This window comes from Shewanella sp. DC2-4, from assembly GCF_013248875.1.
Classification (GTDB): Bacteria; Pseudomonadota; Gammaproteobacteria; order Enterobacterales; family Shewanellaceae; genus Shewanella; species Shewanella oncorhynchi.
Genome location: NZ_JABRVR010000002.1, coordinates 1,607,957 through 1,620,640, shown reverse-complemented (window position 1 = coordinate 1,620,640; position 12,684 = coordinate 1,607,957). Strand labels below are relative to the sequence as shown.

Here is a 12,684-nt window from a genome sequence, read left to right as displayed (position 1 = left end):
CTATTTATTAGGGCATTTTTTATTTTTCAATGTGATTTAGCCAACCATGAAGCAACACACTTTACTCGCCTTATCCCTATTTTTTATTCCGTTTTCACCACTCTATGGAACAGAGTTACAAATGGGGGGATTTATTAAGGCAAACGCACGTTATGTTGAAGGTAATCTGAAGTTTCAAGACAGTTGGACAGGTGGAGGTTCTTTCGCGGATAACACTAAACGTACTCAATTCAGTTCGCAAGAAAGTCGCGTAAATATGACCATCACCTCAAATGAAGTTCAAGCCTTTGCTGAAATCGACTTTGTTGGCTCGGCGCAGGGGAATCCGATCATTTCCAATTCCTACAGCCCCCGCCTAAGGCACGCATTTATATCCTACCAAGGCGTAACGGCTGGGCAAACTTGGTCCACCTTAGTCAATACCAGCACCTTTGCTGAAACAGCCGATTTAGGCGGGCCATTAGTTGGTCAAGCCATGATAAGACAAGCGCTGGTACGCTATGACACAGCCCATTGGCAGTTTGCCCTAGAAAACCCCTACACCTACGGAACTCAATCACCAGAACAAGCAAGTGCACAAACTAAATTCGCCACAGCACTCACGTCAACAGAACCGCTATGGATTGATACCAACCATGATTATCTGCCAGACATGATCGTTCGTTACAACCAATCGGGTGACTGGGGTAATGTGTCGATATCAGGTTTACTAAGATATTTAGACTCCGCCGATACAGCCCAATGGGGTGGTGGTACATCAATAGCGGCAAAAATACATTCCATAGGGAAAGATGATCTTCGTATTCAATTGCACTATGGTCATTTAGGGCGCTATGTAGGAACCGATGCAGCTAGAGATATCACAGATGGGCAATTAGAAAATTCTTTATCCGTCATGTTCGCCTATAGGCACTTTTGGACCCAACACACACGTTCAAGTATCTTTTATGGGCACACATCCACAAAAGTAGAACAAACAGATCGTAGTCATTCTGGGGTTAACTTATTCACCAATTTAACCCAATCACTCACTTTAGGCGCTGAAATAGGTCGTTATCAAATGCAAGACAATATCACTTCTCTTGTGCCCACAGTATCCCAGCCCAGGGCAACTCAGGGAGCCTCCAACTATGCACAAGTCAGTCTGCAATTCTATTTCTAATGCTAGGGTCGCAGATAAGATTATTCGCGAGCAGAGTCACGAATAAGTTTGCCACTGAAAACATGACGTGATCCATTTCACCTTTGCGGTAGACCAATCTCTTTATTGTTAGTGACAGAACAATAATACCAACACAATACCGCCATTTTAAAAATTAAGACAATAGGATAGATAATGATGAAATTAAAAATGCTTTTTGGAATCGCCGCATTGGCATCAACGGCAGCTATGGCGCAAGGCCCACAATGTAACCATGCACAACTTCCATATCAACAAATGACACCGGTGCCAGCGGACAGTACTCCTTATGTCCCACAAGATACTATGCCTGAGCAATGTCGTAACCCAGAAATTGAAGCTTATATTACTGATTGGGAAGCAGGCAAAATCGATTTTAATACCATTAAACCCAACGACAGCATCGCCGCGGATCAACGTTTTTGTAAAACCTTGGATGATAATGGCAATGTCCTAGAAGCAAAAAACTGCGACCCTAAAAACTCTCCCGTTGGCTATATTTGGAAAGAATTGTCTGACAGCCCAGTTGTTATCGGTATTACTAATGGTGGCAAGTCAGATCATGAGCCGCACTTTCATGGCCAACCAGAGTGTTATTACGTCGTAAATGGCACAAGTAAAACATTAGCAAACAATAAATTTGAAACCCTAGCTAAAGGTCAATACTTCTACATACCTGGGGCTCATATCCACAACACGCCAATTTTAAACAAAGAGGGTTTAGGCGTGTTCTACTGGTATCCGAATAATGCTCATTTTGATGGTTTTAAATACTATTGGCGCAAAGATGTGAAAAACTTGAGAGTGGCTGAAGAAGCCTTTGATCGTGTTGATGCCATTCGTAAACGTGATCTTAACCTAGGCCCATACGGTACAAACGAAGCATTCTTTAAAAAATAAGCCAAATTGAAATAAACCACCTTCCTAAGAAGGTGGTTTAGCCCTCTTTGCTCCGCTTATATCGCCACTACCTCATCCTCCGAAGTAAAAAAATGGAGATATAACATTGGCGCATAAAGCAAAGATCAAAGGATCACAAAATCGATCTGTCGAAGTTGGTATATCCGAGCACACCTATTTTTTGAGCTTCGGAGAAAGTAAGGAGAATAATTATTTATAATCAACACCATATATAGCGTTCAATATTATGAACGCCCCCTAAAAGCCCGCTAATAAAACAACAACCAAGCCCTCTAAAATCCTCATATGTAGTGAAGCACTGCGCTTCGCCGCACCCGCAATCAACCGAGCCGGAAGGACCCGCGATGATAATTGTTCGCATCTACATCGAGTTGCGAGTGATTCTCATCACCATAAGGTGTCGCGTTCTGCTTCAATCAAACCGTGAGCATCGGCGAGGCACAAAATCCGCCCATCTGAAAATCAAAATTCCTCATAATTGCACATGATCATCGCTCCATTCCTATCCATGCAGGATGACTAATATAGGTAAAGAGAACGAGCTTGGCACTCGGCTAAAGTGAGCCAAGGCCTAGACAGCTACTGTTCACATAAAACCGTCAAAAACCGTTTAAAACCTTGGCTTTTACCCTCTTCACCCTATCGTCAACATTTAACACTAAAACAACAAATGCACGCTATTGCATCCTCCACTAGGGTTGATGCAATGACTCGTCTGTAGCCTTACTGCTGCATGGGCTAGAGTGCTCCCAACTTTTTGAGGCTATCTAGGGATTATCTAGGCCGCATCGAAAAACGGTTGAACCATATTGGTGCAACACACTGAACAACACCCATCAAATAGAAACATTTAAATAACAATTCAGATTGAGACAGCATGAGCCTAAAAACGCGTTCAATCACCCAGAAACAGTGTGCAGATCATCCCAGTTCACCTGCTTTCGATGACTAAAAACGGGGAGCTGATAACGCCTTCGCAGGATGAGGCCGCGACCGAAACAGTGAGCCGAATAGAAGGATCCATTTAGGCGCCATCAATTCACCCAGAACTGCCAAAAAACTCACCTTTTACCCTACCCTTTACGCCCTTCAAGCGTTAACACAACAGCAACAAAAGCGAGCCGTTGCATCCTCCTGTAGGGTTGATGCAACGACTCGCCTGTAGCCCAGCTGCCACATAGGTTTGAGTGCTCCCAACTTTTTGAGGGGATCTAGGGATTATCTAGGCCGCATCGAAGCACTGTTGAATCCCAATGGTTTAATACACCTATCTCAAAACAACACACATGTAACAAATAAGACTAAGGAAACGTGCGGTATCCGCCACTCGCCATCGCTGTACAACACGCCTATATATGCCCTATCAATGCCGACTTCACCCACAGACATAAGCGAATACCTGAATGACTAATGCATCTGCAGGTATTAAGCAGCTAACGAACGGAAGAATTCAGCTTGATGCTAGGTATCAGCCCTATCCATACCCTTATCCCAACAAGCAATTAGCCAGCGTGAGATTAACGGACACACCTGCAGGTCAACACAGCAGGATCGTATGACCAAGCGGAACACCATGCTTAGGTACCGGCCATTATCGACCGTCATTAGCGTATTACTGCTCACAACTCATGATGTAAATTGGGATTGGGTAAAGCTGACGACTGGGCAAAAGCGTAACGAGATCGGGTGACACGTCTGCCGGTGAATGTGGTCAGCAAGCTAATAGGACACTGTGACAGCAAGGCTACGGAAATTTATCTGCAGGTGTTGAGTGAGGAACGAAATAGCTTAGTGGTGAATCACTTATAACAGTGTTACTTTTGAGCCAGTGATAAAGCATACAGAATCACTTGATCAATCACTGCTTAGTTTATAAATAACATTCGTTTACTGATGTATTTCAAATGTAATACTGCTCCGTATCAACTCTTTTAGGCTTGCATACTAAGCGAATTAATGCGGTTGGTTATCCAACCGCATTTCACTTGAATGCCTAACTGTACTAATGGTTGGTCGCTAGCTTATGGCTTTCATGTAATTGATGAACTATCTCAGCTGCGAAACTTTGTTTTGGCTGCGTAGGTAAGCATAGTCGTTCAGCTATATTATCACCGCTGATAATGCCACAAAGCTTATCGTCGGCATCGATAACCAATAATAGTCTTATAGAAGAAGCGCTTAAAGTATTTAAGACATCAGCTACAGTGGCAAACTGAAGTTCTAACAGGGTTACGGCTTGCAGTTTATCTCGGGGTAGCATTACATCTGCTAGTGTCAGCGAAAATGGCGTTACTGTTTTGCTGACTATGGGCAGTATACGATCCGAAGCAACTTCGGCAGAGCCGATGACTCCTTCCCAACGGCCTGACGGATTGATGACCAGAAATGTTATACCAGAGGTCGTCAATAGACGTTTTCTGGCATCTGCAACCGACATTTCCAGTGGCAAAGACCATAAGTGATGTTCGGCTATCTGCTGCATAGCTGCTATAGCGGGGCATTGGAGAGTGAGTGGATGATGTGCAACGTATAAAGGCGAAGAGTTCACATTAAAGGGATGCAAAGTTTTCATGATAAAAATCCTCAGTATATTAATTTAGTTATGTAAGGGATTAAATCGTTAAAAAACCAAGGGGGGAGCTTGTCCTATCGGCATTCCACGACAAAGACTTCCTAGCGCAGCATTGGACGGGAGAGTGTTCGAATGTTCATTGACTGAAAACTGAGTGATAATTGTCGATAATTGAGGTGTCAGCAGTTCATTGTTATCAGAAAGGGGTCGAAGTGAATTGAATGAAGGTTCTGAGATAGGCAGAAGAGTAACGACATGACTACTGTCAAGTAATGCTGAACTACCAGTAAACTCAACCTGGATAACTGATTTGGATGCACCAAGTAACACTGCAAGGCTATATAGCCAAACGACAAGATGCCTGAATAACATTCTGTGATCCTAGTCAATTATAAGTTACCGATTTCATGGTAAGAGGGATCTATGTTGGCTTGCAATCGCTTAAGGTATTATTAATAAACTTTAATTTTTCTCAGTAGTGCCAAATTTTGTATGCATTTTTGAGTAATCGACAATAAGTTATTTCCATTAACTAAATCATATACACTGTTTCTATTCTTTATGCGGGCATGCTTTGGTGAACCGAGGCTTCAAGTTATATTGATAAGTGTTAACTTCAGTTGAATGTGATTAAGGATACATATGGAATTTTTTTCCACGCTATTTGTGGGTTACCCGCTTTGGGTTTGGTTAATGTTTTTCGGTTTTGTGCTGGCGTTATTAGCCTTTGACCTTGGTGTATTGCACAAGGAGCAGCATGAAATTACTGTGGCTGAAAGTTTAAAGCTTTCAGCCTTTTATATCTGTATGGGCTTATTGTTTGGGGCTTGGCTCTGGTGGTACAAGGGCTCAACCGCTGGTATGGAATACCTAACGGGCTATCTGATTGAAAAATCACTGTCTATGGATAACGTATTTGTTATCGCGTTAATCTTCAGTAGCTTAGGTATCCCACGTTTATACCAACATAGAGTGCTTTTCTGGGGCATTATGGGCGTATTAGTGTTGCGCGCCATTATGATCGGTCTTGGAGCCGTGCTTGTTGCCCAGTATCAAGGTGTACTTGTGTTATTTGGACTCTTCTTGATTTTCACTGGCGTGAAAATGCTCTTCTCAAACGATGAGCACGGTGATATCCAAGATAATAAGTTTTACAAATGGTTACGCACTAAGATGCGTTTTACGCCAACGTTGCATAAAGAAAAATTCTGGGTACGGGGTGAAGAGCATCAGTTAACAAAAGGATGGTGGGCTACGCCGTTATTCTTGGCGTTGATCTTAGTAGAAACCGCGGATTTGGTGTTTGCAGTTGACAGTATTCCAGCTATTTTTGCGATTACCCAAGATCCTTTTATTGTCTATACCTCGAATATCTTCGCGATTCTGGGGCTACGAGCCTTGTATTTTGCTTTGGCAGCTATGGTGCACCGTTTCGAATACCTTAAGTATGCGCTGTCAGTGGTATTAGTATTTATTGGGGTGAAAGTGGGTCTAGTGTATTTTAACCATGAAGGGTTAGTGGATTTTAAAATCCCTACGGCACTTTCTTTAGGCGTTACCTTTGGCTTACTTGTCGCAGGTGTACTCTATTCACTTTGGAAAACACGTGATCAAGATAAGAACTGTCAATAGCCTGTGTTTTGTGATTAATGTTTTGTAAATTAATGATTTTATAAGGAGATACATCTTGTATCTCTTTTACGATGTATAGTTCTTGTACATTAATTTTGGGGTTCTGTTTAAATACTCGTATTGGTTAAGGATACCGTTCTATTGTATTTGGCTGCAATAGTGTAATGGTTCGGCGTTAAATTTTCAGCCATGACTCGACCATCTGTTGTTGGGGAGTAGAGCCCCAATGCACCAATCTTTCGTTAATGACAACTGCTGGTGAACTCACCACTCTATAGTCCATTATTATTTCTGGATTTGTCTCCATAATCAAATTAATACTGATACTATGATTATTAGCGATCGCAGTAATTAGTGCGGCAGTATTTGTGCATTTTTCACATCCCTTACCCAAAACTTTTATACACAGCATTTCACACTCTCACAATACGGGGTAACCTATTAGGTGCCACTCGTTATGGCGATATAAGGCATTGCTTGTGACACTTCAAAAAATGCGTTTTAGGACCCAATTTATCGCTGCACTATGCCTTTTGGCCTTGTTTTAATCAATAAGAACTTCATTAAGATTGAGGTGGTTTTTATAAATTATTGTTAATCTTTGTTGCTGATTATTCTGTGTTGGAATCGTTATTCAATATCACATTTCCTGATTTTAGCTAATGGAGTTGTGACAAAATAGATGAGTAGAGGTTTTATCCAACAACACCACAATATTAATAATGCGATGAAAAATCAGACGAGTATGGAGTAGTATTGAATATGTACCAATAAGAGTATTGCTATAAAAAAAGCGTTAGGTTACTGTTCTGCTGTTTTTTTTATCCTGCATTTAGGACAGTTATGGCACATTTTACAGTGATTGGGCTCGGTCGTTTTGGTACTGCTGCATCGTTAGAATTAATCAATTTAGGGCATACTGTAACAGGAGTCGAACGAGATCCAAAGTTGGCAGAAAAGTATGTTGATGAATTAACTCAAACCGTTGTTTGTGATTCCACTGATGAAAATGCCTTACGTGAATTAGATCTTGAAAATAGTGAGGCTGTTTTAGTTGCTATTGGCGAAGATATGCAGTCAAGCTTATTGTGTACCTTAGCATTAAAAAATATTGGTGTAAAAAAAATATGGGTTAAGGCGAGTACTAAGGCTCATCACACGATTGTTTCTAAATTAGGAGTTAACCGCATAATTCACCCTGAAGAGGAAATGGGGATCCGCGTAGCACAGGCACTTAATTATCCGATGGTGAATAATTATTTACCATTAGGAAACGGTTTATACGTTGTTGAAGTTCATATACGAAATAAATTGCATAATACGCTTATATTCGAACTTTTAAAAGGCAGTGTTAAACCGATATTAGTTAAACGTGGCACTCAGGTTTTCTCTAGCTTTAGCACTGACTTTTGTCTACATGAAGAGGATATATTATTACTTTATGGGACTCAAAATGAACTTAAATCTATTGCTCCAAGGTTAATCTAATCATGGTTTCTTGGCATCCATCGATTTATATAGCAAAGAAAACACCTAAAGCGGCAAAAAAAATACTGGCGGCTCCACCTTTAATACTGTCGGTGAGCTTTATTATTTTAATATTAATTGGCACTCTACTGCTTAAATTGCCAATAGCCACAACAGCCCCTGTTACTTGGAGTCAGAGTTTATTTAATGCAACTTCTGCAGTAACAGTGACAGGTTTAGTCGTTTTTGATGTAGGAACTGTATATACCACATTTGGACAGGTCATTGTTGCCCTATTAATTCAACTTGGTGGTTTAGGCATCATGACATTTGCTATTGTAACCTTGTTAGCTTTAGGCGGGAAAATTGGGTTTTTCCAAAATACTATAGCAAAAGAGGCTTATAATAGTACGAATAGTTCGACATTAGTGAATACTGCTAAGTCGGTATTCATTTTCTCTCTCTGTGTTGAATTAATTGGCATGTTGATTTTATCTATTTCTTGGTCAGATGAACTAGGTTGGAAAACGAGTCTGTTTCATGGTTTTTTTTACACAATATCTGCTTTTAATAATGCTGGCGTAGGGCTAAGTCCGGACAGTCTCATCCCCTATGTTGAAGATCCTGTTATCAATTTGACAATTACCGCATTATTTATTATTGGAGGCTTAGGGTTTAGTGTTTGGATTGACTTATGGCGTCAAAGACGCTGGGCTAAATTAACAACTTATAGCAAAATGATGATTATTGGGACGGTTATTATTAATGCTGTAGCCGTACTCGCTATTTATTGTATTGAATATAATAACCCTATGACTTTATCGCCATTATCTGAAACGGGTAAATGGCTAGCGTCTTGGTTCCAAGCTGTAACCCCAAGAACGGCTGGATTTAATACACTTCCGATAAATGAACTTGAAAATTCAACAACCGCATTAATGTTAATGTTAATGTTCATAGGTGGAGGTTCGTTAAGCACCGCAAGTGGCATAAAAGTCGTGACATTTATGGTGCTAATATTGGCAACTTATGGTTATTTAAGACGTTATGAAACTGTTTATGTTTATCATCGTGGTATATCTAAAGAGACAATAAGTAAAGCATTAGCACTGGCGATGATATCTGTTGGAACAATTTGGGCCTCTATATTTTTCTTATTACTCAGTGAGGATGCGCCAATGATAGATATTATTTTTGAAGCTGTATCCGCATTTGGGACCGTAGGATTGTCAAGGGGGTTAACACCTAATTTAACTGTGGCTGGTCAATTCATTATAATATTTTTAATGTTTATGGGACGATTAGGCCCCTTAACTCTTGCCTATTTTTTAGCGAGCCCAAAATCTAAACGTATACGTTACCCCGAAACAAAATTAACCATTGGATAACGAAATGACGAGTTTGGAGATTTAACATGAGATTGACTGGTTGTTTTTCTATTATTTGTTTGATGATGGTTGGTTGTCAGCCTACACCACACATATTTAAACTGGAAGGAGAGGCACAAGGGACAACATGGCACATAAGTTTTTGGAGCCCAAATAATGTTAACTCTTCTTTACTTGAGGCGAATATAAATAAGAAACTTGAAGAGCTAGATAAGAATCTCTCTAATTATAGGCCCGACTCAACTATTAGCCTATTTAACTCATCCATGAGTACAGAGCTTATCGTAGTAGGCGAGGAAATCGTGAGTTTAGTTGAAAAGGCTAAAAACGTCTCTGCCAAAAGTTATGGATGTTATGATCTAACGGTAAAATCCTTATTTGATCTATGGGGTTTTGATAAGTTTCAGTTAATGGTCCCAAGTGAAATAGCTATTTCTGAAACACTTAAAAAAACAGGGATGCAACATTTACATTTACAATCTAATGCGATGTCAAAATCGAGTCCATATATTAATGTAGATTTGTCCTCCATTGCTCAGGGTTATAGTGTGGGTAAGTTAGCTGAAACGTTAGAATTATATGATGTTAAAAATTATTTAGTTGAAATTGGTGGGGAAATGGTAGTAAAGGGGCATAAACCCGATGGCTCTAATTGGAAAGTTGCGATTGAACGTCCTTTGCCGGATAAAAATATACTACACAAGCTATTAACCATAAAACAAGATCAAGCAATAATGACTTCTGGTACTTATCGGCATTACTTTGATAATAATGGTGTCCGTTTATCACACATTTTAGACGCCAGAACTGGTTATCCTGTAATACATAACACTGTATCGGTTACTGTATTGAATAAGGATCCAACGCTTGCTGACGCTTGGTCTACTGCACTTTTATGTTTGGGGCATGAGAGAGGGGTTGAGGCTGCTAATAAAAACGATATTAGCGCATTATTTATTGCTGAAGAAAACAGTAAACTTGTTGAGTATTCGTCAAATGCATTTAATATCTTTACTGCATCAAGTTCTGTAATCAATGACAATTAGATATTGGCAATAACTCTATTTCTCATAAATACATTGAGAGTGAATAAACGTTAAAAATGAAACGTTAACCATTTTATTTTTGTTGACTGCATGTTAATATAAATTGCTGTTAATGCTCTATAAATTGCTATTTGTTGTCTTTTGTAAGAATCACAGCATTTAGTATTGATGAATTTTTATTTTACTGGATAAAAATTATGTTACATGCGTTTTTAATATCATTAGCTATATTAGCTTTGCTAAGTATTATTTTTGAAGAAATTACTCATATCAATAAAGCAAAAACAACGCTTTTTTTTGGTTGTATAGCGTGGGCTACACTTTTCATTAATGCTGATGGCGTGGCAAATCAGGAGGTTGTAGCGCATAAATTCAATGAAAACTTACTCGAGATTGCAACTCTTTGGTTATTTTTAATGTCCACAATGACGTTTGTTGCATACCTTAATGCCAAAGGTATGATTCAAGTGATGGTACAAAAAATATTCCCACAGAAGGTTTCTGTGAGATTGCTGATGATCCAAGTAGGTTTGTTTTCACTTGTTCTTTCAGCATTTTGCGATAACGTCACAGCAACCCTTGTTTCCATTGGTTTACTATATACGTTTAAATTAGAAGATAGTATTCGTCTAAAAATGGCTGTACTAATCATCTTCTCAGTCAACTCTGGAGGGGTAGCACTTATTACTGGTGATGTCACTACTCTAATGATTTTTTTGAGTGGACATGTAAAGATGTCTGAACTTATTATATTGTTTATTCCATCATCTATAAGTGTAATTTTATTGGCTACAATTTTTTCTTATAAAATTGAAGGGTTCGTTACGACTTCGAACGATAAACTTACATATCAAAAGGTTGATGTGCTTATTGCCTTCATTTTCTTTTGTACAATTATGATGACTATGTTGTTTAACATTCTGTTTGAAATACCCCCTGTGTTAACCTTTTTAACTGGTCTATCAATTATGTTTTTAGTTGGCCATATTTTTCGTAGTGATAAAGAGGAGATAAAAATCCTTGAATACATTCGCCAAGTTGAATATGACACATTATTATTCTTCTTGGGGATTTTATTGTTGGTTGGAATGCTTAAAGAAATTGGAACACTGGATTTATTGGCTAAAGCATATGCGATGTTTAACCCCAATATTTCAAACTTTGTCGCTGGCTTGGGCTCTGCTTTAATTGATAACGTTCCGCTTACTGCTGCGCTGCTGAAGGCTGAGCCTGTTCTCAATACTTCTGAATGGCTTGGTTTAACCTACAGTGTTGGTGTTGGTGGTTCTTTATTAGTAATTGGCTCAGCAGCGGGAATTGTTGCAATGAGCAAAGTAAAAGAGCTTACATTTGTTAGTTATATCAGATATGTCCCAGCATTATTTTTATGTTATTGCTTGGGCTACGCGTTAACATTGCTTTTAGCGAATGTTGTTTTTTAATAATTATAATTGATGGTTAGGTGGAAGTTTCGCCTAGCCATCAAATTAAAATTAACTGTATGTTTTTTATTGGTACTTTTTCATTTATTCACATGTGGTTTATGTGAATGCTTTTATTGTGTTACGATATTTTTATAAGCCTTACTTGTATCAGGCAAGAACAAGAATTATTATGCCTAATATAATTCTGTACCATGCAAAAATATTTAATGAATGTTTGGCAACAAATTGAATTAGTGTATTAACAACAATAATTGCCGAGAAAAATGCTGCAATAAATCCAAAAACTATTGCCCAAATATCATCTATACTTAGCAAATGATAATTTTTTGATGCATCGTATACTGCGGCACCTAGCATGGTTGGTATGGCTAAGAAAAATGAAAACTCTGTTGCAGCTTGCCGTGATACCCCTGATAACATACCGCCAATAATAGTAGCACCAGATCTAGATGTGCCTGGGATCATTGAAATACATTGTGCTATTCCTATTGCTATAGCTTGTTTTAATCCTATCTGTTCAATACTTGTTATTTCAACTGTTTTTTTTCGTCCTTCAACCCAAAGTATGATAATTCCTCCAATAATTAATGTTGAAGCAACTACGGTTGTATTAAATAAAAGCTGTTTAATATTGCTAATAAATAATGCCCCTATAATAGCGGCTGGCAAGAAAGCAATCATGACCATAGCTGCAAATCGTTGTGCTACAGGGTCGGACTTTAGTACCCCATTAATTAGTGTTATAATTTTAATTCGGAATAACCAACATACTGCTAAAATCCCTCCTAATTGAATGACAACCTCAAATACTTTTGCCTCATGTGAGGGAAAGTTAATCCAATCACCAATTAAAATAAGATGTCCAGTACTTGAAATTGGTAAAAATTCAGTGATACCTTCAATAATTCCAAGTAGAAACGCTTTAAGAAAATAAATCCAGTCTGTCATTTTGTGCCTTTAAGTGTGTGAAATAGCAACTTGATAGTTAAATAAGTGGATAAAATATCAGTTTTTCACTGTTAATTAAATTATG

At 38.8% G+C, this 12,684-nt stretch carries 10 protein-coding genes; 7 read left to right on the top strand and 3 right to left on the bottom strand.

The features are described 5' to 3' along the window. Nucleotides 1-46 precede the first annotated feature (46 nt). On the top strand, nucleotides 47-1,162 hold the full coding sequence (locus HQQ92_RS07910; protein WP_173244416.1) for a hypothetical protein: 1,116 nt from the start codon (nucleotides 47-49) through the stop codon (nucleotides 1,160-1,162). Nucleotides 1,163-1,336: 174 nt separating this feature from the next. After that, entirely contained in the window at nucleotides 1,337-2,080 is a 744-nt protein-coding gene (locus HQQ92_RS07905) for a cupin (protein ID WP_028759672.1), read from the top strand. 2,023 nt (nucleotides 2,081-4,103) lie between these two features. On the opposite strand, the gene HQQ92_RS07900 is transcribed toward HQQ92_RS07905, so the two are convergent. After that, complete coding sequence (locus tag HQQ92_RS07900) at nucleotides 4,104-4,673, bottom strand: CBS domain-containing protein (protein ID WP_028759671.1); 570 nt, start codon at nucleotides 4,671-4,673, stop codon at nucleotides 4,104-4,106. A gap of 642 nt (nucleotides 4,674-5,315) precedes the next feature. Between HQQ92_RS07900 and HQQ92_RS07895 the strand changes: the two genes are divergently transcribed. Beyond that, nucleotides 5,316-6,305: a TerC family protein gene (locus HQQ92_RS07895; RefSeq protein ID WP_168825346.1), complete on the top strand. Its 990-nt coding sequence runs from the start codon at nucleotides 5,316-5,318 to the stop codon at nucleotides 6,303-6,305. A gap of 175 nt (nucleotides 6,306-6,480) precedes the next feature. Here the strand turns inward: HQQ92_RS07895 and HQQ92_RS07890 are convergent, their stop codons facing one another. Further along, nucleotides 6,481-6,717 carry a thioredoxin family protein gene (locus tag HQQ92_RS07890; RefSeq protein ID WP_028759669.1) on the bottom strand — a complete coding sequence of 79 codons (237 nt, stop codon included), beginning with the start codon at nucleotides 6,715-6,717 and terminating at the stop codon, nucleotides 6,481-6,483. 431 nt (nucleotides 6,718-7,148) lie between these two features. Between HQQ92_RS07890 and HQQ92_RS07885 the strand changes: the two genes are divergently transcribed. From HQQ92_RS07885 to nhaD, 4 genes are all read left to right on the top strand, one after another. After that, nucleotides 7,149-7,793, top strand: coding sequence for a TrkA family potassium uptake protein (locus HQQ92_RS07885; protein WP_105252717.1), 645 nt, complete (start codon nucleotides 7,149-7,151; stop codon nucleotides 7,791-7,793). Between the two features lie 2 nt (nucleotides 7,794-7,795). Further along, nucleotides 7,796-9,160, top strand: a complete 1,365-nt coding sequence (locus HQQ92_RS07880) for a TrkH family potassium uptake protein (RefSeq protein ID WP_173244413.1) — start codon at nucleotides 7,796-7,798, stop codon at nucleotides 9,158-9,160. Nucleotides 9,161-9,186: 26 nt separating this feature from the next. Next, nucleotides 9,187-10,206, top strand: a complete 1,020-nt coding sequence (locus tag HQQ92_RS07875) for an FAD:protein FMN transferase (protein ID WP_049821686.1) — start codon at nucleotides 9,187-9,189, stop codon at nucleotides 10,204-10,206. Nucleotides 10,207-10,403: 197 nt separating this feature from the next. Next, on the top strand, nucleotides 10,404-11,648 hold the full coding sequence (gene nhaD / locus HQQ92_RS07870) for a sodium:proton antiporter NhaD (RefSeq protein ID WP_173244410.1): 1,245 nt from the start codon (nucleotides 10,404-10,406) through the stop codon (nucleotides 11,646-11,648). A 150-nt stretch (nucleotides 11,649-11,798) separates the two neighbouring features. On the opposite strand, the gene HQQ92_RS07865 is transcribed toward nhaD, so the two are convergent. Next, nucleotides 11,799-12,599 carry an undecaprenyl-diphosphate phosphatase gene (locus HQQ92_RS07865; RefSeq protein ID WP_105252719.1) on the bottom strand — a complete coding sequence of 267 codons (801 nt, stop codon included), beginning with the start codon at nucleotides 12,597-12,599 and terminating at the stop codon, nucleotides 11,799-11,801. Nucleotides 12,600-12,684: the final 85 nt, after the last annotated feature.